17 protein-coding genes are annotated in these 19846 nt (G+C 72.5%); 11 read left to right on the top strand and 6 right to left on the bottom strand.

Annotated features, from left to right (window positions below; all coding sequences use genetic code 11):
- Window positions 1–47: 47 nt before the first annotated feature.
- From ACFWRV_RS12645 to ACFWRV_RS12625, 5 genes are all read left to right on the top strand, one after another.
- A complete protein-coding gene (locus tag ACFWRV_RS12645) occupies window positions 48–1454 on the top strand; it encodes an ABC transporter substrate-binding protein (protein ID WP_384332494.1) in 1407 nt (468 codons plus the stop codon).
- A gap of 70 nt (window positions 1455–1524) precedes the next feature.
- Window positions 1525–2505 (top strand): carbohydrate ABC transporter permease, encoded by a 981-nt coding sequence (locus tag ACFWRV_RS12640; protein ID WP_384332491.1) that lies wholly within the window; start codon window positions 1525–1527, stop codon window positions 2503–2505.
- A gap of 80 nt (window positions 2506–2585) precedes the next feature.
- Window positions 2586–3452, top strand: a complete 867-nt coding sequence (locus ACFWRV_RS12635) for a carbohydrate ABC transporter permease (RefSeq protein ID WP_384332729.1) — start codon at window positions 2586–2588, stop codon at window positions 3450–3452.
- A 67-nt stretch (window positions 3453–3519) separates the two neighbouring features.
- Window positions 3520–4734 carry an ROK family protein gene (locus ACFWRV_RS12630; protein ID WP_384332488.1) on the top strand — a complete coding sequence of 405 codons (1215 nt, stop codon included), beginning with the start codon at window positions 3520–3522 and terminating at the stop codon, window positions 4732–4734.
- A 30-nt stretch (window positions 4735–4764) separates the two neighbouring features.
- Entirely contained in the window at window positions 4765–5682 is a 918-nt protein-coding gene (locus tag ACFWRV_RS12625; protein ID WP_384332485.1) for a Gfo/Idh/MocA family protein, read from the top strand.
- A gap of 81 nt (window positions 5683–5763) precedes the next feature.
- Here the strand turns inward: ACFWRV_RS12625 and ACFWRV_RS12620 are convergent, their stop codons facing one another.
- Window positions 5764–6273, bottom strand: a complete 510-nt coding sequence (locus ACFWRV_RS12620) for a GbsR/MarR family transcriptional regulator (RefSeq protein ID WP_384332482.1) — start codon at window positions 6271–6273, stop codon at window positions 5764–5766.
- Between the two features lie 123 nt (window positions 6274–6396).
- Between ACFWRV_RS12620 and ACFWRV_RS12615 the strand changes: the two genes are divergently transcribed.
- Together ACFWRV_RS12615 and ACFWRV_RS12610 are read left to right on the top strand one after the other, a co-directional pair.
- On the top strand, window positions 6397–7341 hold the full coding sequence (locus ACFWRV_RS12615) for an ATP-binding cassette domain-containing protein (RefSeq protein WP_384332479.1): 945 nt from the start codon (window positions 6397–6399) through the stop codon (window positions 7339–7341).
- A complete protein-coding gene (locus tag ACFWRV_RS12610; protein ID WP_384332476.1) occupies window positions 7338–8999 on the top strand; it encodes an ABC transporter permease in 1662 nt (553 codons plus the stop codon). Before ACFWRV_RS12615 ends, ACFWRV_RS12610 begins: the two co-directional genes overlap by 4 nt.
- Window positions 9000–9023: 24 nt before the next feature.
- On the opposite strand, the gene ACFWRV_RS12605 is transcribed toward ACFWRV_RS12610, so the two are convergent.
- Window positions 9024–10460, bottom strand: a complete 1437-nt coding sequence (locus tag ACFWRV_RS12605) for a hypothetical protein (protein ID WP_384332474.1) — start codon at window positions 10458–10460, stop codon at window positions 9024–9026.
- Window positions 10461–10647: 187 nt separating this feature from the next.
- Between ACFWRV_RS12605 and ACFWRV_RS12600 the strand changes: the two genes are divergently transcribed.
- Entirely contained in the window at window positions 10648–11919 is a 1272-nt protein-coding gene (locus ACFWRV_RS12600; RefSeq protein ID WP_384332471.1) for a molybdopterin-dependent oxidoreductase, read from the top strand.
- A gap of 394 nt (window positions 11920–12313) precedes the next feature.
- Here ACFWRV_RS12600 and ACFWRV_RS12595 read toward each other — a convergent pair whose 3' ends face one another.
- The 3 genes from ACFWRV_RS12595 to ACFWRV_RS12585 are packed head-to-tail and all read right to left on the bottom strand — an operon-like array spanning window position 12314 to window position 14627.
- Window positions 12314–13210: a class I SAM-dependent methyltransferase gene (locus ACFWRV_RS12595; protein WP_384332468.1), complete on the bottom strand. Its 897-nt coding sequence runs from the start codon at window positions 13208–13210 to the stop codon at window positions 12314–12316.
- Window positions 13207–13863 carry a DUF2064 domain-containing protein gene (locus tag ACFWRV_RS12590; RefSeq protein ID WP_384332465.1) on the bottom strand — a complete coding sequence of 219 codons (657 nt, stop codon included), beginning with the start codon at window positions 13861–13863 and terminating at the stop codon, window positions 13207–13209. The genes ACFWRV_RS12595 and ACFWRV_RS12590 overlap by 4 nt, the downstream gene beginning before the upstream one ends.
- Window positions 13860–14627, bottom strand: coding sequence for a glycosyltransferase family 2 protein (locus tag ACFWRV_RS12585; RefSeq protein ID WP_384332461.1), 768 nt, complete (start codon window positions 14625–14627; stop codon window positions 13860–13862). Before ACFWRV_RS12585 ends, ACFWRV_RS12590 begins: the two co-directional genes overlap by 4 nt.
- Window positions 14628–14746: 119 nt before the next feature.
- Here ACFWRV_RS12585 and ACFWRV_RS12580 point away from each other — a divergent pair, with 119 nt between their 5' ends.
- Together ACFWRV_RS12580 and ACFWRV_RS12575 are read left to right on the top strand one after the other, a co-directional pair.
- Window positions 14747–15613 carry a response regulator transcription factor gene (locus ACFWRV_RS12580; RefSeq protein WP_384332458.1) on the top strand — a complete coding sequence of 289 codons (867 nt, stop codon included), beginning with the start codon at window positions 14747–14749 and terminating at the stop codon, window positions 15611–15613.
- Window positions 15610–16716 (top strand): sensor histidine kinase, encoded by a 1107-nt coding sequence (locus ACFWRV_RS12575; RefSeq protein ID WP_384332455.1) that lies wholly within the window; start codon window positions 15610–15612, stop codon window positions 16714–16716. Before ACFWRV_RS12580 ends, ACFWRV_RS12575 begins: the two co-directional genes overlap by 4 nt.
- On the opposite strand, the gene ACFWRV_RS12570 is transcribed toward ACFWRV_RS12575, so the two are convergent.
- Window positions 16697–17815, bottom strand: a complete 1119-nt coding sequence (locus tag ACFWRV_RS12570; protein WP_384332452.1) for an NAD-dependent epimerase/dehydratase family protein — start codon at window positions 17813–17815, stop codon at window positions 16697–16699. The two genes, ACFWRV_RS12575 and ACFWRV_RS12570, sit on opposite strands and share 20 nt — an antisense overlap.
- A gap of 517 nt (window positions 17816–18332) precedes the next feature.
- Here ACFWRV_RS12570 and ACFWRV_RS12565 point away from each other — a divergent pair.
- Window positions 18333–19694 (top strand): lysine N(6)-hydroxylase/L-ornithine N(5)-oxygenase family protein, encoded by a 1362-nt coding sequence (locus tag ACFWRV_RS12565; RefSeq protein WP_384332449.1) that lies wholly within the window; start codon window positions 18333–18335, stop codon window positions 19692–19694.
- The last annotated feature ends 152 nt before the right edge of the window (window positions 19695–19846 follow it).

Below are 19846 nucleotides of genomic sequence, written 5' to 3'. Positions count from 1 at the left end.
GTGCTGTGATGCTTGCGGAAAATGCGTAAGTGGCGTGAGGACACAGAATGGTGATGAAAGTCCGACGGTCAAAGGCGGCCCTGACGGGACTCGCCGTGACCCTGGCCGCAGGTCTGCTGGCCGGCTGCTCCGGTGGCTCCGGCGAAAACCGGCGGGCCGACAAGAGGATCACGGTGTGGTCGCAGGAGAACCTGCCACCGCGCATGGCCGCGACGCGGAAGGTCGTCAGCCGCTTCGAGAAGGAGAGCGGGATCAAGGTCGACCTCGTCGGTGTCGACGAGGCGCAGCTGCCCCAGCTGATCATGTCGGCGGCGGCGGCCGGGGAGCTCCCCGACGTCATCGGGGCCGTCCCCATGGGCCAGGTCTGGCAGATGTACGGCAACGGACTGCTCAACACCGAGATCGCCGACCGGATCGTCGAGGACCTGGGCCCGGGGACGTTCAACCCCAACGCGCTCGCGCTCACCGAGGACGGCGGCACCCGGCTCGGCGTCCCCTCTGACGCCTGGCTCCAGCTCCTCGTCTACCGTAAGGACCGCTTCGCGGACGCCGGCCTGCGGGCGCCGGACAGCTACGGCCGCGCGCTGAAGGCGGCAGCCGAGCTGGACGGGGACGGCCGCGACGGTGTCTCGCTGGCCACCGACCCCTCGGATGTCTTCACCCAGCAGAGCTTCGAGGACCTCGCCCTGGCCAACGGCTGCGAACTGGTCGACGAGGCCGGTGACCCGGCCCTCGACTCACCGGCCTGCGAGGCCGCGTTCACCGCCTACGACGACCTCGCCCGCAAGCACGGCGCGCCCGGAACGCAGAGCGTGGACACCACCCGCGCCTCCTACTTCTCCGGCACGTCCTCGATGATGGTCTGGTCCTCCTTCCTGCTGGACGAACTGGCCGGCCTCCGTAAAGACGCCCTGCCCAGCTGCCCCGAGTGCAAGGAGGACCCGGGCTTCCTCGCCCGTAACACCGAGGTCGTCACCTCCCTCCAGGGCCCGGACGGCGACGAACCCGCCCAGTTCGGCGAGATCACCTCCTGGACCGTCACCAGGACCGCCGAGACCGGCGCCTCCCGCGCCTTCATCGAGTACATGATGAACAAGGGCTACGAGGACTGGTTCGGCATGGCGCCCGAGGGCAAGATCCCGGTCCGCACCGGAACTCCGCAGGAACCCGGCTCCTTCGAGCAGGCCTGGCGGAGCAGCGTCATGGGCGTCGACCGCCGCGAGTCCCTGCAGAAGGCCTTCCCGCCCGAGCTGCTGGACCGGCTCGTCGACGGGGTCGGCGACATGAAGCGCTGGGGCCTCACCCAGGGACAGGGAACCCTCGTCGGCGCGACCAACGGCGAACTTCCCGTCGCCAAGGCGATCGGCGCGATGACCAGCGGCCAGATCTCACCGAAGGAGGCCGCGAAGGAGGCCAACGACGAAGTGGCCGCCCTCCAGAAGTCCCTCCAGTAACCGGCGGCCACCGGCACCAGCAGCCGTGGCCGGACGCCGCACACCGCTCCCTCACCGAGGTAACCGACCCATGAGCACACTCCAGCGCGACGCGAAGAAGCGCCGCAACCAGCCGCGATCGGCGGACAGCAGGGAGAACCGCGCGGGACTCGCCTTCGTCACCCCCACCTTCCTGGTCGTCCTCGTCGTGGTGCTCCTGCCCATCGCGTGGACCGTCCTGCTCGCCTTCCAGAACGCCAAGCTCGTCGGCATCCAGGAGAACGGCCTCTTCGGCCGCTGGACCCTGGACAACTTCTCCCAGGTCTTCGGCTCGCCCGGCTTCTGGAGCAGCCTGGGCACCACGCTCCTGTACACCGTCGGGGCCACCGCCGGATCGGTCGTCCTCGGCCTGATCGCGGCCCTCGCACTACGCCGGCCCTTCCGCGGCCGCGGCGTCCTTCGCGCGGCGATGCTCCTGCCGTACGTCGCCCCCGTCGTCGCGGTCTCCTTCGTCTGGGAGATGGCGCTCAGCCCGCAGTACGGCTTCGTCAACGACTGGGGACGAAGGTTCTTCGGCTGGGACGACCCGATCGCCTTCCTGTCGACCCGGTCCTACGAAGTGGGCGTACTCGGAGTCCACTTCGACATCCCGCTGGCACTGCTCACCGTCATCGCCTTCGAGGCCTGGCGCTACTTCCCCTTCGCCTTCCTCTTCATGCTGGCCCGCCTCCAGGCGGTACCGGCCTCGCTGGAGGAGGCCGCGGAGGTGGACGGCGCCACCGTCTCCCAGCGTTTCCGTCACATCCTGCTGCCGCAGCTGATGCCCGTCATCGCCCTGCTGTCCGTGCTGCGCTTCATCATGACGTTCAACAAGTTCGACGACATCTATCTGCTCACCGGCGGCGGCTCGGGCACGGACGTCGTGGCCGTACGGGTCTACGACTTCCTGACCTCGCGCTTCGACGTCGGAGCCGCCTCCGCGCAGGCGCTCGTCCTCGCCGTCGTGCTCATGGCTCTCCTGGGCGTCTATTTCAGGTTCTTCGCCAAGAAGGTGCAGGAGGAATCGGCATGACCGCCACCCCGACCCTGGAAAGCGTCCGACCCGAGCGGACCGCGGACTCCCCGCCCACCGCCCGGCGGACCAGGACCCCGCTGACCCGCGCGCGTTGCGAGGAACTCCTCTTCGGAACCCTGCGCCGCCTCGTGATCGTCTTCCTGCTGACGATCACCATCCTGCCCTTCTTCTACATGCTGATGCTGTCGGTGAAGCCCATCGACGCACTGCTCCAGAACCCCGGCAGCCTCTGGGTGTCGGCGAAGGACATCACCCTCACCACGTACGAAAGCGTCCTGAAGCCCGCGTCCGAGGGCGGCCAGGGCTTCCTCGGCATGCTGCTCAACTCGGCGCTCGTCGCCATCGCCACCGTCCTGCTCACCCTGGCCGCCGCCGTGCCCGGCGCCTACGCGGTCAGCCGGCTGAAGTTCTTCGGCGGCCGTCAGGTCAGCGCGCTCTTCCTGGCCGTCTACCTCTTCCCGGCGACCCTGCTCGCCGTGCCGCTCTTCGTCATGTTCGCCAAGATGGGACTTTCCGGCAGCCTCGTCGGCCTCGCGATCGTCTACATCGCCCAGACCGTCCCCGTGTCGATCTACATGCTGAAGAACTACTTCGTCACCATCCCGTTCAGCATCGAGGAAGCCGCCGCGATCGACGGCGCCTCACGGCTGCAGACCGTCCGCAGAATCATCCTGCCGCTGGCGATGCCTACCCTGATGGCCACCGGGCTGTACGTTTTCATGATCGCGTGGAACGAGTTCCTCTTCGCCCTCCTCTTCCTGGCAGCCGATCCCGACGCCTGGACGGTCTCCCTGGGACTCCAGCAGCTGGCCAACGGCATCGAGGTCTCCAAGACCGTGCTGATGGCCGGCTCCGTCGTCCTCACGATTCCCGTGGTACTGCTGTTCTTCGCCGCCGAACGGCTGCTCACCGAGGGGCTGACCAGCGGGGCCGACAAGAGCTGATGCCCGCTCACCGGGCACGGACATCGGGCGGCGGCGGAACGCCGATGATCGAACTAGGATGGCGGGGATGGCAGGAAACCAGGCCAGCGCGGGACATCTGCTGCGGCTCATCCGCAGCGGTGAGGCCACCACACGCGGAGAGCTCCAACAGGCCACCGGCCTCTCCCGGTCGACCGTGGGACACCGGCTCGACCAGCTCTTCGGCGCGGGCTGGCTGCGCGGCGCCACCGGCACCTCCACCGGCGGACGCCCCTCGGCGCGCCTGGAGTTCGACCCCACCCACGCGGTGGTGCTCGTCGCGGATCTGGAGACCCGGCACGCGCGCGCGGCCGTCCTCGACCTCGCGGGCAGGACCCTCGCCGAGCACACCGGCGACCTGGTCATCGCCGACGGTCCCGACCGGGTGCTGGACGAACTCGCCCGCTGGTTCGGCCCGCTGCTCGCCGAGGCCGCGGTACCCGCCGACAAGGTCTGCGGAATCGGACTGTCCGTTCCGGGACCCGTCGAGTGGGAGACCGCGCAGATCGTACAGCCGCCGATCATGCCGGGCTGGGACCGCTTCCCGGTCCGCGAACGGCTCCGCGACGCCTGGCTGGAGCACGTGGGCCCGGCGCCCGGCACCGGCCCGCTGCCCGTCTTCGTCGACAACGACGCCAACCTGATGGCCCTCGCGGAACAGCGGGCCGGACATCCCCGGTGCGACGCCTTCGTCCTGATCAAGGCAGCGACGGGAATCGGCGCCGGAGTGGTCGTCGGCGGCGAGATCTACCGGGGCATCGACGGCGGCGCCGGCGACATCGGCCACATCCGGTTGCACGACCGCCCCGACGCACTGTGCATGTGCGGCTCCTACGGCTGCCTGGCCGCCGTCGCCAGCGGCCGGTCGATCGCGGAGCAGCTGACGGCGATCGGTATCCCCACCGCCTCCGGGTCCGATGTCCGCGCCCACCTCGCCGCGGGCGAGCCGCACGCCGTACGGCTGGCCCGCGAGGCCGGTCAGCGGGTCGGGGAGGTGCTGGTCACCGTCGTCACGCTGCTCAATCCGGGCGTGCTGATGCTCGGCGGCGATCTGGCCGGCACCCCGTTCCTGACCGGCGTCCGGGAACTCATCTACCAACGGGCCATGCCCCGCACCACCGCCCGCCTTCAGGTGGTCACCTCCGAACTGGGAGACAAGGCCGCCCTGGCCGGGGCCGGCGTCATGGTCGTCGAGCACCTGTACGCCCCCGACCGGGCCGACGCCCGCCTCACGGCCCTTGCCCGCAGCGGCGACGCCGCCTGAACCCCTCTCACGTCGACGACGGAGCCGAGCATGTCCTCAACCATCCCCCTTCCGCACGCCTGGACCGGCCGGCCGGTCCGGGTCGGCCTCGTGGGCGCCGGACCGTGGGCGCGCGCGACGCACGCCCGCATACTGGCCGCGGGCCCGGAGACGACACTCACGGCGGTCTGGGCCCGCCGCCCCGGAGCGGCCGCCGAGATCGCCTCGGCCCACGGGGCCACGGCGGCCGGTTCCTTCGAGGAACTCCTCGACACCTGCGAGGCCGTCGCCTTCGCGGTACCGCCCGCCGTCCAGGCCGCCCTGGCCCCGCGAGCCGCGGCGGCCGGCCACGCCCTGCTGCTGGAGAAGCCACTGGGCACGGATCTGGCGGGGGCCCGAGCGGTCGCGGACGCGGTCGCGGAGCACGGCGTGGTCTCCCAACTGGTGCTCACCAAGAGGTACCACCCGACCACCAGGGACTTCCTCGCGAAGGCCGCCGCCCTCAAGGTGACGGGCGCCCGCTCCTGCTACCTCCACGGAGCTTTCCTCGGCGGCGAGTTCGCCACCTCCTGGCGCCTCGAACACGGCGCGCTCCTCGACCTCGGCCCCCACCTGCTGGACCTCCTGGACACCGCGGTCGGCCCGATCACCTCGGTGCGCGCCGCCGGGGATCCACGCCGCTGGATCGAACTGACCTGTGAACACGCCAACGGGGCCATCAGCCAGGCGTCCCTCTCCGGCAGCGTGCGAGTGGAGAGGACGAAGACCCGGGTGGAGCTGTTCGGCCCGGACGAGGAACTGATCTACGACACGGCGGACATCGACCACGAGGAGTGCTGGCCGATCCTCCGACAGGAGTTCGCCACCGCGGTACGCACGGGGCGCAGCACAGGCATCGACGCCGCCCACGGACTGCGCATTCAGGAACTGCTGGAACAGGCCGCGAGCGGGGCCCGGCTGCTCACGTGACGCGCCGGTGCCGGTGGGGGCCTGCCCAGGGGCCCGCACCAGCACCGTACGCACCGGCGATCCCCGTGGACGTTCCGGGTGTCAGCCTCCGAGGTGTTCCGCCCGGTGCGCCGCCCAACGCCGCATCAGCGAGCCGAGCTCCTTCTCCAGGAACAGGAAGAACTCCAGGGTGTCGTTGATCCGGCGGCCCTGCGGGGTGTCGAGTCCGAACTGCTCCACGCCCTCCCGCATCGTGGTCTGCCAGTTCCTCAGGAAGGCGTCCCGTTCGAGCAGCGCGTCGTACCACTGGTCGCCCTGGACGCGATAGCGCTCGCGCCGGGACCCCGGCTCCCGCTCACGGCTGACCAGGTTGACCTGGGCCAGATAGCGGACGGCTCCCGACACGGCCGCCGGACTGACCTTCAGCTGCTCACTCAGTTTGGCGGAGGTGAGCGCCCCCTGCTCCGAGGAGAGCAGGGCGGCGAAGACCCTGGCCGGCATACGGGTCATGCCCGCCTGGACCAGCTGGGCGGCGAAACGCTCCACGAACCGGGAGACGGCCGCCGCCTCGTCGTCGCCGTCCGCGCGGTTGTCCGCCCGCCGCTCATCCATGTTCCGACTCCGGTCTCCGTGGTTCCCGGCGCTCGCGTGCCGCCCGCGCCTTCGGCCAGTCTACGAGCGATTCATACACTTCCTTAACTTCACACATTTCTGAAAGAAGCGTAGTTTCGAAACATGAAGAAGGCCATCACCGTCTCCGGGCTGCACAAGTCGTTCGGCCCGACACGCGCCCTCACCGGCCTCGACCTCGACGTGGAGGCCGGCGAGGTCCACGGCTTCCTCGGACCCAACGGGGCGGGCAAGTCCACGACGATCCGCGTTCTGCTGGGTCTGCTGCGCGCCGACTCCGGAAGCGTCCGACTCCTCGGCAAGGACCCCTGGAAGGACGCGGTCGAGCTGCACCGGAGGCTCGCCTATGTCCCCGGGGACGTCGAGCTGTGGCCGGGTCTCACCGGAGGCGAGGCCATCGACCTGCTGGCGAAGCTGCGCGGCGGACTCGACCGGCGGCGGCGCGACGAGCTCATCGACCGGTTCGACCTCGACCCGCTCAAGAAGGGCCGCGCCTACTCCAAGGGCAACCGGCAGAAGGTCGCCATCGTCGCCGCGCTCGCCTCCGACGCCGAACTGCTTCTCCTGGACGAGCCGACGGCGGGCCTCGACCCCTTGATGGAGGTCGTCTTCCAGGACGTCATCCTCCGGGCGAAGGCCGCGGGGAAGACCGTGCTGCTCTCCAGCCACATCCTGGCCCAGGTCGAAAAGCTCTGCGACCGCGTCAGCATCGTCCGCCAGGGCCGCACCGTGCAGTCGGGCACGCTCGGCGAGATGCGCCACCTCACGCGGACGACCGTCGAGGCCGAGACCGAACGCCCGGCCACCGGACTCGACGCCCTGCCCGGTGTCCACGGACTGGAGGCGAGCGACCGGAGGGTGCACTTCGCCGTGGACGGAGCGCACCTCGACGCGGCGATCCGCAGACTCGGCGAGTTCGGCATCCGGAGCCTGACCAGCCATCCGCCGACGCTCGAAGAGCTGATGCTGCGTCATTACGGCGACGCACTCGCCTCGTCAGCCTCCCCGGCCTCCTCAATCTCCGGCGGCAACGGCGGAGGCGACCGATGACCGGCATCGCCGCGCCCCTCGACGCCTCCGAACGGTCCACGCCCGCCAGGATCCTTCCCGCCGCCTTCACCGGCACCGCGACCCTTCTCCGGTTCGACCTGCGCCGGGACCGCGTCCGCATGTCCGTGTGGCTGCTCGCCCTCACCGTGGGCACCCTGGCCACGGCGGCCGAGTACACAGCGCTGTACGCCACCCCCGAGGAGCGCGCCGCGGCCGTCAGCTCCATGGACAGTCCGGCCGCGCTCGCCATGACCGGCCCCCGCCACTATCTGTCCGACTACACCGCCGGCGCGATGCTCGGCCACCAGATGCTCGGCTTCATGGCCGTCCTGGTCGGCCTGATGAGCGTCCTGATCGTCACCCGGCACACCCGCGACGAGGAAGAGACCGGCCGCGCCGAACTGGTCCGCTCCACCGTCGTCGGACACCACGCGCACCTCGCCGCTGCCCTGGCGGTCGCCGTCGCGGCCAACCTCGGCCTCGCCCTGCTGCTGGCCCTGGGCCTCACCGCGACGGACATCGACGGAATCGGTCCGGGCGGGGCGCTGCTGTACGGCCTCGCCCATGCGGCGATCGGGCTCGTCTTCGCGGGCATCGCCGCGATCACCGCGCAGGTCACGGCGCACACCCGGGGCGCCTCGGGCATGGCGCTCGCGACGATCGGCGTGGCCTACGTGCTGCGGGCCTCCGGCGACGTGGGCAACGACGCCCTGTCCTGGCTGAGCCCGATCGGCTGGAGCCAGCGCACCTACGTCTTCGTCGACGACCGGTGGTGGCCGCTCGCCCTCTGCCTCCTCCTCGCCGCCGCGACCGCCGCCTACGGCTTCGTCCTGAGCACCCGGCGCGATGTCGGCGCGGGCCTGCGCTCCGCGCGGCTCGGCCGGCGTACGGCGTCCGACGCGCTCACCCGGCCCTTCGGCTTCGCCCTGCGGCTGCACCGGGCGACCTTGCTGGGCTTCGCCGCCGGGCTGTGTCTGATGGGCGTCATGTACGGCTCGATCCTCGGCGAGGCCGCCGACATGGTGAAGAACGTCGAGCAGCTACAGGAGGCGCTGAAGGACATCGGCGGCGCCACCGTGGCCGAGTCGTTCGCGTCCATGGTGATGGTCGTCGTCGCGGTCGTCGCCGCCGTGTACGTGGTGATGGCCGCGCTGCGACCGCGTGCCGAGGAGAACGCCGGCCGCGCCGAACCGCTCCTGGCCACCGGTCTCTCCCGCACCCGCTGGCTCGGCAGCCACATCGCCGTCGCCCTGGCCGGCGGCACGGCGCTGCTGGTCCTGGCCGGGCTGGGCTTCGGCGTCTCGGGGGCGGCGTCGGCGGGGGACGGAAGCCTGGTCCTCGAACTGACCGGGGCGGCGGCCGCGTACGCCCCGGCGCTGTGGGTGACCGCCGGCGTGGCCGTCCTGCTCTTCGGCTGGTTCCCGAGGGCGGGGGCGGCGGCCTGGATCGTGCCCGTGTACGCGTTCCTCGTCGGCTACCTGGGGCCCATCCTGCAGCTCCCGGACTGGATGACGAACCTGTCGCCGTTCGGCCATGTGCCCCAGCTCCCGGCCGCCGACATGGCCTGGACCCCGCTGCTCGCCCTGACCGCCGTCGCGGCCGGACTGATCGCGCTGGGGCTGGCGGGCTTCCGCCGCCGGGACCTGGACACCAAGTGAGGGCCGCTCACCCCGGGGCGGGCCTCACCACCCCGTCCACAGCAGGTGGTTGACGAGCAGGGCCGGAACCGCCGACGCGACCAGCCACCACCGCACCCCCCGGCGGGGGAGCAGCGCCGCCGCGGGCAGCAGCCACAGCAGGAACGGCTGCCAGATGCGCTCGGTCTCCGCCTTGCTCATGCCGGAGAGGTCCGCGGCGAGCAGCGCCGCCAGCCCCGCCAGGACGATCAGCGCAAGCCGCCCTTCCGGGGAGGCCGCGGGGCCGCCCCGCAGCGCCCGTACGGCGCCGGGCGCGGCCACCGCGCTCCGGCGCAGCCCGGCGACGGCGGCGAGCCCGGCCGCGACGGTCGCGCAGGCCAGGTTGGCCCAGACCCAGTAGCCGTACGGGCGGACGCCGCCCGCGCCCTGGTAGTAGCGCTCGACCAACAGGTGATAGGCGGTCCACCAGTTGAACCCGACGAGGGCGAAGGCCACCGGGACCACGAGCGCGCCGAGCAGGAACAGCGGCACGGGCCGGGCGGTCCGGGCGAGCACCAGGACCGCGAGCAGGACGGCCGCCATCAGCCCCAGCCCGTAACTGAGGTAGCAGGTCCACCCGAACAGCAGACCCCCGCCCACCGCGGCCGCGGCCGGGAAGCGGACCAGGCGGGTGGCGGCCAGGGCGAGCAGCGCCACCGACCAGGCGGCGACGGCCGCGAAGTAGCCGTCGGCGGAGACGCCCGCCCAGACGGCGGCCGGAGCGAGGACGAGGAAGGGCGCGGCACGTCGGGCCAGGCGCTCGTCGGCCAGCACCCGAACGGTGATCAGTGCGGCCAGCACCGCCGAACTGCCCACCACGACGCACCAGACGGCCGCCCAGGCGCCGCCGCCGAGCCCGATGCGGTCCAGCCAGACGAAGGTCAGCGTCGCGCCCGGCGGGTGCCCGGCGACATGGGCGGGCCAGTTGCCGGGCGCGTCGAACAGGATGTGGTCGGTGAAGCCGCGCAGCGTGGCGGGGATGTCCGCGAAGCGGTCGATGACCTGCAGATACTCGTGCTTGGTGGTGAGCCGCCGCTCGACACCCCGGTACCAGCCGTCGATCAGTGCCATCGAGAAGACCCAGACCGTGGACCCGGCCCAGGCCGCCGCGAGGAGCCCGCGCCAGGGCAGCCGGGCGGCGAGCGACGGGCCGTACGCGACGACCAGGACGGCCATGGTCAGCGCGGCGGGGGTGCCGGGGCCCAGATGGGGGTCCCAGGAGGCCAGGAAGGGCGGCCACTGGGCGAACAGCGTTCCGTCCCGGTCCTGGATGATCCGGCCGATGAGCACGGCGGCGACGACCAGCAGCACGCCCGCGGCGGCGGCGACCAGATCCGCCCGCCCCGCGCGCCGGGCCCGGTCCTGGGTGCGGTCCGGCGGTCCGGGCGGGCCGTGCCCGGTGCCGTCGGCGGTGTCCGTGGGGGTGACGTCCTCGGTCTTCACGCTGGCACGCTATGCACAGCGGGCGGCGATCGGGCGGTACGGCGGGGCCGCGTCACCGAAACGTCAGATCCGTTCCGTCCACTGCTCTTGTGGGACGATGCCCGTCGCGTCGTCCGGACGCGACGTCAGAATTCCGTCAGGAGTCGCCTCCGCCCACGGAGGGTGTTCCGCGCTTAGCGTCGGCTTCATGCCCGAACGCCGATCCATCCGCCCCCTGCCCGAAAGACTCCGTGGTCTGCGCACGCCCGCCGACCCGGGATTCTGGCGCAGCCCCGTGCGCGGGGCGCGCTTCACCGCCGTGCTCGGGGTCGTCCTGCTCGCCGGGCTGACCCTGCTGTTCGTGACCGGGATGCTCTCGTACGCCGCCTACAACCCGGACCTGAACCGGGTCAACGACAAGACCCCGGGTAAGGGCCTGCTGGGCTTCTACCTGTTCTCCTGGCCGACCGGCCCGCACTGGCTCTACCGGCTGACCCAGGGTCTGCACGTCACCGTCGGCATCGTGCTCGTGCCCGTCCTGTTCGCGAAGCTCTGGTCGGTGATCCCCCGGCTCTTCGCCCTGCCGCCCGCCCGTTCCGTGGGCCACGCCCTGGAGCGGCTCTCGCTGCTGCTGCTCGTGGGCGGGGCGCTGTTCCAGTTCCTCACCGGACTGCTCAACATCCAGCTGGACTACCTCTTCCCCGGGTCCTTCTACACCCTGCATTTCTACGGGGCCTGGGTCTTCCTCGCCGGGTTCGTCACCCATACGGCCCTCAAGGCGCCGCAGGCCGTACGGGTGTTGCGCAACGGCGTCCCACGCGGCGAAGCGGACACCCTCGCCGCCCCCGACCCGCTGCCCGCCACCCTCTCCCGGCGCGGCGCGCTGGCCATGGTGGGGGCCGGCTCGCTGCTTCTGCTGATCACCTCGGCGGGCCGCAGCTTCGACGGGCCGCTGCGCCGCATCGCGCTCCTCACCCCACGCGGCGGCACCGACCCGGGGCCGGGGCCGAACGCCTTCCAGATCAACAAGACGGCCGCCGCCGTACGGATCGGGCCCGCCGACACGGGGGAGCGCTGGCGGCTGACCGTACGGGGGCCGGCGGGGGAACTCCGCTTCTCCCGGGCCGAGCTGCTGGCCATGGAACAGCACAGTGCGGCGCTCCCGATCGCCTGCGTGGAGGGCTGGTCCACCTCGGACCAGCAGTGGCGCGGCGTGCGGCTCTCCGACCTGGCGGCGCTCGCCGGATACCCGGACCGGCCCCCGGCCGTGTTCGTGGAGTCGTTGCAGCGCAGCGGCTCGTTCCGCAAGGCCGCGCTGCGCGACAACCAGGTCCGCGACGGCCGCTCGCTGCTCGCCCTGGAGGTGAACGGCGCCCCGCTGTCGCTCGACCACGGCTACCCGGCCCGGATCATCGTCCCCGCCGCGCCCGGGGTGCTGAACACCAAGTGGGTCGAGACCCTGACGTTCGGAGAGCTGTGATGTCCACCCGCGCCGTGCCGCCGCGCTCCACCGCACCCCGCCGCTCGCGCTTCTCGCCGCGCCGCCTGTACGGCGAGGGCCCGCTCCACCTGGTCCTGCTCGTCGCCACGTTCTGCCTGGCCGGCTACGCGGGCGTACGGCTGCTGGACGGGGACACCTTCGGCGTACTGCTCTGGCTCGCCGGGTCGGCCGTCCTGCACGACCTGGTGCTGCTGCCGGTGTACGCCGGGGCCGACCGGGCGCTGCGCGCCGCGCTCGGCCCCCGGACGGCCCTGGTGAACTTCGTCCGGGTACCGGCGTTCCTCTCCGGGCTGCTCCTGCTGATCTGGTTCCCGCTGATCGCCCGGCGGACCGAACGGCGGTACGAGGCCGCCGCCGGCACCACCCCGGACGTCTACTTCGGCAACTGGCTGCTGATCACCGGCACGCTGTTCGCGCTCTCCGCGCTCTGGCTGCTGGTCCGGGCGCTCCGCTCCCGTACGGGACGGCGCAGCGAGACGAAGGTCCGTCCCTCCGCACCCCACTGATCGGCCGTACGCCAGCCGCCCGCGCGGGCGTGCCGCAGCAGAGCGGGTGTTCCGATCCGCGCCCAGGGGAACGGCTCGGCGGCGGCTTCGCGTACGGCGGTGGGCGCGGCCTCCCCGGGCGGTCCGGAACGGCCGTCGTCGAGCCGGACCCGGACCCGTTCGTCCACGTCCACGGGAGCCGTCTCGGCGATCAGCAGCCCGCCGGCGCCGAGCAGATCGGCCGCCCGGTCCAGCAGGGCGGCCGGGTCGCCTCCGATGCCGATGTTGCCGTCGAGGAGCAGCAGGGTGCCCCAACGGCCCTCCCCGGGCAGCGGGTCGAACACGCTGCGGAGCAGGGCCGCGCCGCCGAGACCGCGCGTACGGGCCACCGCCGCCTCGCTGACGTCGATGCCCAGCGCCCGGTGTCCGAGCGAGGCAAGCTCGGCGACCAGCCGCCCCGGCCCGCAGCCGATGTCCAGCACCGGCCCCTCGCACCGGTGCAGCGCGGACAGGTCGGCGGAGCCCGCGTCGGAACACCAGCGCTCCACGTCCAGGGGCAGCAGCCAGCCGTCGCTGCGGCGCAGGAACAGCGGACCACGTCCCGTGCGCAGCGCGTTGGCGTACGGGTCGGCGCCCCAGGGAGCGGTGCGGATCGCACCCGCCCGGGCCGGCGCGTCGGAGGAGTACGCGCCGTCGACGGCGGCCTCGTGGTGCGTGTCGGGCGAATCGGCAGGGCCGCAGGAGGCCGGTGCGGCGAGTTCGGACGAGGGCACGGTCGTACTCATCGCACCCCCGCCCCGGTCAGCCGGCCGAGCACCGCGGCGAACCGGCCGCCCGGCGCGGCCGACGCGACCCGGTGTGCGTCGGCCGCGGTGTCCACGTCGACCAGCATCGGCAGATCGCGTACGGCGAGCCCCGCCTCCACCAGCCTGCGCCGCTGCACCGCACCGGTCTCCGGGACGGACATCGGCACCCCGCGCAGCAGGGCGGGGTCGGGCTCCGCCAGGCCCAGGGCCCAGAACCCGCCGTCCTCGGCCGGACCGAACCAGGCCCCGCAGCCGTCCCAGGCGTCCGGGGCGAGAGCGGGGGCGAGCAGCCCGGCCGTGATCTGCGGGGTGTCCATGCCGACCAGCAGGGCCGGCCCCGTACACCCGCCGAAGGCCGCCGCGAGGCGCTCGTCCAGACCGCCCGCGCTCTGCGGCACCACCTCGAACCCCGGGGGCGCCCAGGGGCCCGGCCGCCCGTCGAGGACCAGGACCCGCCGCCGGGCGGGGAGGGCGAGCAGGGTCTCCAGGGTGTCCGTGAGGGCCGCGGCGGCCAGCTCGGCGGCCTCGGCGGGGGAGAAGGGCGGGCACAGCCGGGTCTTGACCCGTCCGGCCACCGGCTCCTTCGCGATGACCAGCAACTCCGTCGGCCCCATGGGCCTGTACGCGCTCATCGCAGGGCCCCCGTCTCCGTGCGCGCGGCCCGGCCCGGCGTACGGTCCGCCGGTGGCTCGCGCAGGACGCCCCGCATGTCGCGCACCGCGTGCCAGGTTCCGCGCCAGGTGCCGGTCACCTTCGACTTGCCCGTGCGCGGCCGGTAGGGGACGTCGCTCTCGGCGACCCGCAGCCCGGCGTCCGAGGCCCGGACCACCATCTGGAGCGGGTAGCCGCTGCGCCGGTCGGTGAGGTCCAGGGCCAGCAGGTCGGCGCGGCGGCCGGCCCGCAGCGGGCCGAGGTCGTGCAGGCGCAGGCCGGTACGGCGGCGCAGCATCCGGGCCAGCGCCAGATTGCCGGCGCGCGCGTGCGGCGGCCAGGCGCCCCGGCCCTCGGGGCGGCGGCGGCCGAGCAGCAGATCGCACTCGCCGTCCGCCACCCGCCGCACGAAGCCGGCCAGCAGCGCGGGGTCCAGGGAGCCGTCACAGTCGCAGAAGCAGACGAACTCGGCCTCGGCGGCGAGCAGCCCGGCGTGGCAGGCCGCGCCGAACCCCCGCCGTCGCTCCGTGACGACTTTCGCGCCGAGGGACCGGGCGAGCTCGGCCGAACCGTCGGTCGAGCCGTTGTCGACCACGATCGCGCGCCAGCCGTCGGGGATGCGATCGAGCACCCAGGGCAGAGCGGCGGCCTCGTCGAGGCAGGGCAGAACGATGTCGGCCTTCGGGAGGCCGGTGTGCGGGGCGGGCGGACGCGGAGGAACGGCAGAAGAATCGGTCACCCGCATCACCCTACGGAGACAACTCAGGCATTTGGGGCATCAGGTTCTTACGAAACATGGACATCGGCCGGATGGGTGACGATCGGGCCCCGGCGCGCCGGGAGCGGGGTGCCACAGTGGAGGCCATGGAGAACACCCCGCCCGCCCCCGGTCCGGCTCCCGTCCCCCAGGGGGCGCGCGGCCGGGTACTCGTTGTGGACGACGACCCGACCGTCGCGGAGGTCGTCGTCGGCTATCTGCACCGCGCCGGTTACGCCGTCGAGCAGGCCGACGACGGGCCCGCCGCGCTGGGACGGTTCGCGGCATGCCGGCCCGATCTCGTGGTGCTGGACCTGATGCTCCCAGCCATGGACGGGTTCGAGGTCTGCCGCCGCATGCGTGAGCACGGGCCGGTCCCCGTCATCATGCTCACCGCCCGCGGCGACGAGGAGGACCGCATCCTCGGCCTGGAGACCGGCGCCGACGACTACGTCACCAAGCCGTTCAGCCCGCGGGAACTGGTCCTGCGGGTCGACTCCGTGCTTCGCCGCGCGCGGACCGCCCTGCCGGCGGCCGAGGCCGGGCTGCTGTCCGGCGGCGGGCTGAGCCTCGACCCGGCCGCCCGGCAAGCCCACCGCGACGGGCGAGGACTCGCCCTGACACTGAGGGAGTTCGACCTGCTCGCCTTCCTGCTTCGGCACCCCGGCAAGGCGTTCGGCCGGGAGGAGCTGATGCGGGAGGTCTGGGGATGGGACTTCGGCGACCTCTCGACGGTCACCGTCCACATCCGCAGGCTGCGCGGCAAGGTGGAGCAGGACCCGGCCCGCCCCCGGCTGATCCGCACGGTGTGGGGAGTCGGGTACCGCCTGGACCTGGATACGGAGGGCCCGGGCGCGGCCGGCCCTGACCGGGCCCGGGCCGGGGACCACGGCTACGGAGCCGGTCCGGGGCGGGCGGGAACCGGTCCGTCCACCGTCCCCGCCGTGCCGCCGACCGGAGGCCGGGCGCTGTGACCGACGTCCTGCTCATCGCGCTCTTCGCCTTCCTGGGCGCGGCAGCCGCCGGGCTTCTCGGCGCGGGCGTCCTGCGCCTCCTGCGGCACCGTTCGCTGGTCGTCTCGCTGAGCGTCGTCGCCGGGGTGGCCGTGGCGGCGATGCTCGCCGGGACCCTGACGGTCGCCTGGGCGATGTTCCTCTCGCCCCACGACCTCTACGTCGTCACGACCGTCGGAGCGATGGCCGCCCTCATCTCCCTTGCCACGGCTGTCCTGTTGGGTCGCTGGGTGGCGGCACAGAGCCACGAACTGACCCTGGCCACGCGGTCGTTCGGTGATGGCGGCACCTTCGCCGCGCCCGCCGGGCAGCCCACCGCCGAGTTGGCCGCGCTCGCCCGCGAACTGGCCGCCACCAGTGCCAAACTGGACAGCTCGCGGGCGCGGGAACGCGCGCTGGAGACCTCGCGGCGCGAACTCGTCGCGTGGATCTCGCACGATCTGCGCACGCCGCTCGCCGGGCTGCGGGCGATGGCCGAGGCGCTCGAGGACGGCATGGCCGTGGACTCCGGGCGCTATCTGCGGCAGATACGGGCCGAGGTCGAGCGGATGAACGGCATGGTCGGCGACCTCTTCGAACTCTCCCGGATCCAGGCCGGTTCGCTCACCCTGGCACCGACCCGGATCTCCCTCCACGACCTCGTCGGCGACGCGCTGGCCGGGGTCGACCCGCTGGCCCGTGAGCACGGGGTGCGGCTGGTCGGCGACCGAATCGACGAGGTGCCGGTGGATGTCGACGGCAAGGAGATGAGCCGGGTCCTGGGCAACCTCCTGATCAACGCCATCCGCCGCACCCCGCCCGACGGCACGGTGGCCGTCGCCGCGCACCGGTCGGACGGCGGTGTCGTGATGTCGGTGACCGACGGCTGCGGCGGCATCCCGGAGGAGGACCTGCCCCGGGTCTTCGACACCGGCTGGCGCGGCAGCCATGCCCGTACGCCCCCGGCCGGGGCCGGTCTCGGTCTCGCCATCGTGCGCGGCATCGTCGAGGCGCACGCCGGACGGGCCGAGGTCCGCAACGTACGGGGCGGCTGCTGCTTCTCGGTCACGCTTCCGACAGCGTGACGGCGCTCTCCCGGCGGCGGTCCCGGCCTTCCTGCCCGAGGCCCCGCGCATCGCGCAGCGGGGCCGCCGCGAAGTCCTTCATCCCCTCGGCGAAGGACACCCGGGGCCGCCAGCCCAGCTCCTCGCGCAGCGCCCGCGAGTCCGCCGTGACATGGCGTACATCGCCCAGGCGGTACTCCCCGGTGACCACCGGTTCCGGCCCGCCGTGCGCGCCGGCCAGCGCGGCGGCCATCTCGCCGATGGTGTGCGGCTCGCCGCTGCCGGTGTTGTACGCGGCGAAGGACGCGGGCCGCCGCTGCCGCACCTCCTCCAGGGCCACCGAGTTCGCCGCCGCCACATCGTGCACGTGGACGAAGTCGCGCCGCTGGCCTCCGTCCTCGTAGACCCGCGGGGCCTCGCCGCGCGCCAGGGCCGAACGGAAGAACGAGGCGACACCGGCGTACGGGGTGTCGCGCGGCATCCCCGGCCCGTACACGTTGTGGTAGCGCAGGGACACCGCCCGGCCGCCCGTCGCCCGCGCCCAGGCGGCGGCCAGGTGCTCCTGGGCCAGCTTGGTCGACGCGTACACATTGCGCGGGTCCACCGGCGCGTCCTCGGCCACCAGCCCGGGTGCCAGCTCCGCCCCGCAGTCCGAGCAGCGCGGCTCGAAGTTCCCCGCCCGCAGATCGGCCTCCGCGCGCGGGCCGGGGCGGACCGTGCCGTGCCGGGGACACGCGTAGCGCCCCTCGCCGTAGACGACCATCGAACCGGCCAGCACCAGGTCCCGGACCCCGGCCGCCGCCATCTCCGCCAGCAGCACCGATGTCCCGAGGTCGTTGCACCCCACGTACAGCGGGGCGTCCGCGAAGTCCTTGCCGAGGCCGACCATGGCCGCCTGGTGGCACACGGCGTCCACCCCGGCCAGCGCGTCGGCCACCGCCTCCCGGTCCCGGACGTCCCCGACGACGGCCCGGTCGCCCGGCAGTTCGGGTGGTGTGCCGCCGGGGTGGGCCGAGGGCAGCAGGGCGTCCAGCACCACGCTCTCGTGCCCGGCCGCGGCCAGGGCGGTGACGACATGTGACCCGATGAACCCGGCTCCGCCGGTGACCAGTACGCGCATGACCGCCACGCTAGGGCCCGGCGAGCCGTCGGGCGGGGCGCGGCGCGCGCACGTCACGGGAGCGTAAGGAAGTCGCCGGCTCCGGGCCGGTCGTGACTTTCCGGACACTCCCGTCGGCGGCCGCCGCCCCATATAGTTGCAACTTGAACAATATGTTGTGGTGGTCGGGACGTGCACAGCCGGTGCGGCGGCCGTCCGGTGAGGCGGATAGACGTCCGGATCGGTGGCGGGAATTCGGCCGTGCTCCGACCGCGCACTGGGGTCGTGGCCGGCCGTGGACGTAGGCCGTTCCGTGGCGGGGGCGGTCGCACCGCCTCCCGCGAGGCGGTAACACCGGTTGTTTCGAGCCAAAATTGACATGGCATCAGCATGTTGTCGCTTCATGTGCCCTATCGACAGCACCGGTTGATGAGCTTAGGCTCACCTAAGTTTGGGCGGGCGGCCTCGTCGGCATGCCCGCCTCCCGCACCCTTCCCCTCACGCCTGACAGGCGGCTTTCCCAGACGATGGGAGTGACATGTCTCAGGGTCTTCCTGGCGACACACCACTGGTCCACGACCTCATCGGCATCGGCTTCGGCCCGTCCAATGTGGCCATGGCGATCGCGCTCAGCGAGCACAACAGCAAAGTCGGCAGGCAGGATTCGGTCACCGCCCACTTCTTCGAGCAGCAGGCGAGCTTCGGCTGGCACCGCGGCATGCTCATCGACGACGCCACCATGCAGGTGTCCTTCCTCAAGGACCTGGTGACGCTCCGGAACCCGGCCAGCGAGTTCAGCTTCCTCTGCTATCTGCAGAGCAAGGGCCGGCTGATCGACTTCATCAACCACAAGAACCTCTTCCCGCTCCGGGTGGAGTTCCACGACTACTTCGAGTGGGCCGCGGCGAAGGTCGACGACCTGGTCTCCTACGGCCACGAAGTCGTCGCGGTCACGCCGTACGTCCACGACGGTGCCGTGGAGTACCTGGATGTGACCGTCCGGTCCGGGGAGGGACTCGCCGTCCACCGGGCCCGCAACCTCGTCATCGGAACGGGCCTGCGCCCCGTCATGCCCCCCGGCGTGGAGCGCGGCGATCGCGTCTGGCACAACTCCGACCTGCTGCGCAAGGTCGACGGACTGGAGAGCGCCTCGCCCCCGCCCTCGCGGTTCGTCGTCGTCGGCGCCGGTCAGAGCGCCGCCGAGAACGTCGCCTACCTGCACCGCCGGTTCCCCGACGCCGAGGTCTGCGCGGTCTTCTCCCGTTACGGCTACAGCCCCGCCGACGACAGCAGCTTTGCCAACCGGATCTTCGACCCCGACGCGGTCGACGACTTCTTCGCCGCCCCCGAGGAGGTCAAGAACCGGCTGATGGCCTACCACGGCAACACCAACTACTCCGTGGTGGACATCGACCTGATCGACGACCTCTACCGGCAGATGTACCGGGAGAAGGTCCTCGGTACCGAACGGCTCCGCTTCCTCAACGTGTCCCGGGTCACCGGGGTGGAGGAGAAGCCCGACAGCGTCCGCGCCACCGTGCGCTCCCTGGTGACCGACGAGGAGTCGGAACTGGACGCCGACGTCGTGGTGTTCGCCACCGGCTACAGCCCCGCGGACCCGCTCGGCCTCCTCGGCGAGGTCGGCGGGCGCTGCCTGCGCGACGACGTGGGCCGCGTCCGGGTGGAGCGCGACTACCGGATCTCGACCGATCCCGGCCTGCGCTGCGGCATCTACCTCCAGGGGGGTACGGAGCACACGCACGGCATCACCACGTCGTTGCTCTCCAACACCGCGATACGGGTCGGCGAGATCCTGGACTCGCTGCTCGACCGCCGGGTCAAGTCCACCTCCGACGCGTCCCGCCCGGCGGCCGAGGTCGCCGAGGGCGCGGGCGGCTAGCAACCGCTGAACCGCCGCGAGTTCGGCGCTCGGCCCGCCCGATGACCCATCGGCCGGGCCCGCCGGACCCGGCCCATAAAACGGTTATAGATCGTCGCAAAGTTAAACGCGCCACAGGAGGCTACCCCCCCACGGGGGGCCACGGACACCCC

It is taken from the genome of Streptomyces sp. NPDC058576 (assembly GCF_042718715.1).
Classification (GTDB): domain Bacteria; phylum Actinomycetota; class Actinomycetes; order Streptomycetales; family Streptomycetaceae; genus Streptomyces.
The sequence above is the reverse complement of the archived record's forward strand: the minus strand, read 5'-3'. Positions and strand labels throughout refer to the sequence as shown.

Bases quoted from the DNA above. Each gene is read 5' to 3' on its own strand.
- ACFWRV_RS12645 (WP_384332494.1), top strand. From the start codon at position 48: ATGGTGATGAAAGTCCGACGGTCAAAGGCGGCCCTGACGGGACTCGCC.
- ACFWRV_RS12640 (WP_384332491.1), top strand. From the start codon at position 1,525: ATGAGCACACTCCAGCGCGACGCGAAGAAGCGCCGCAACCAGCCGCGA.
- ACFWRV_RS12630 (WP_384332488.1), top strand. From the start codon at position 3,520: ATGGCAGGAAACCAGGCCAGCGCGGGACATCTGCTGCGGCTCATCCGC.
- ACFWRV_RS12625 (WP_384332485.1), top strand. From the start codon at position 4,765: ATGTCCTCAACCATCCCCCTTCCGCACGCCTGGACCGGCCGGCCGGTC.
- ACFWRV_RS12620 (WP_384332482.1), bottom strand. From the start codon at position 6,273: ATGGATGAGCGGCGGGCGGACAACCGCGCGGACGGCGACGACGAGGCG.
- ACFWRV_RS12615 (WP_384332479.1), top strand. From the start codon at position 6,397: ATGAAGAAGGCCATCACCGTCTCCGGGCTGCACAAGTCGTTCGGCCCG.
- ACFWRV_RS12610 (WP_384332476.1), top strand. From the start codon at position 7,338: ATGACCGGCATCGCCGCGCCCCTCGACGCCTCCGAACGGTCCACGCCC.
- ACFWRV_RS12600 (WP_384332471.1), top strand. From the start codon at position 10,648: ATGCCCGAACGCCGATCCATCCGCCCCCTGCCCGAAAGACTCCGTGGT.
- ACFWRV_RS12595 (WP_384332468.1), bottom strand. From the start codon at position 13,210: ATGAGTACGACCGTGCCCTCGTCCGAACTCGCCGCACCGGCCTCCTGC.
- ACFWRV_RS12590 (WP_384332465.1), bottom strand. From the start codon at position 13,863: ATGAGCGCGTACAGGCCCATGGGGCCGACGGAGTTGCTGGTCATCGCG.
- ACFWRV_RS12585 (WP_384332461.1), bottom strand. From the start codon at position 14,627: ATGCGGGTGACCGATTCTTCTGCCGTTCCTCCGCGTCCGCCCGCCCCG.
- ACFWRV_RS12580 (WP_384332458.1), top strand. From the start codon at position 14,747: ATGGAGAACACCCCGCCCGCCCCCGGTCCGGCTCCCGTCCCCCAGGGG.
- ACFWRV_RS12570 (WP_384332452.1), bottom strand. From the start codon at position 17,815: ATGCGCGTACTGGTCACCGGCGGAGCCGGGTTCATCGGGTCACATGTC.
- ACFWRV_RS12565 (WP_384332449.1), top strand. From the start codon at position 18,333: ATGTCTCAGGGTCTTCCTGGCGACACACCACTGGTCCACGACCTCATC.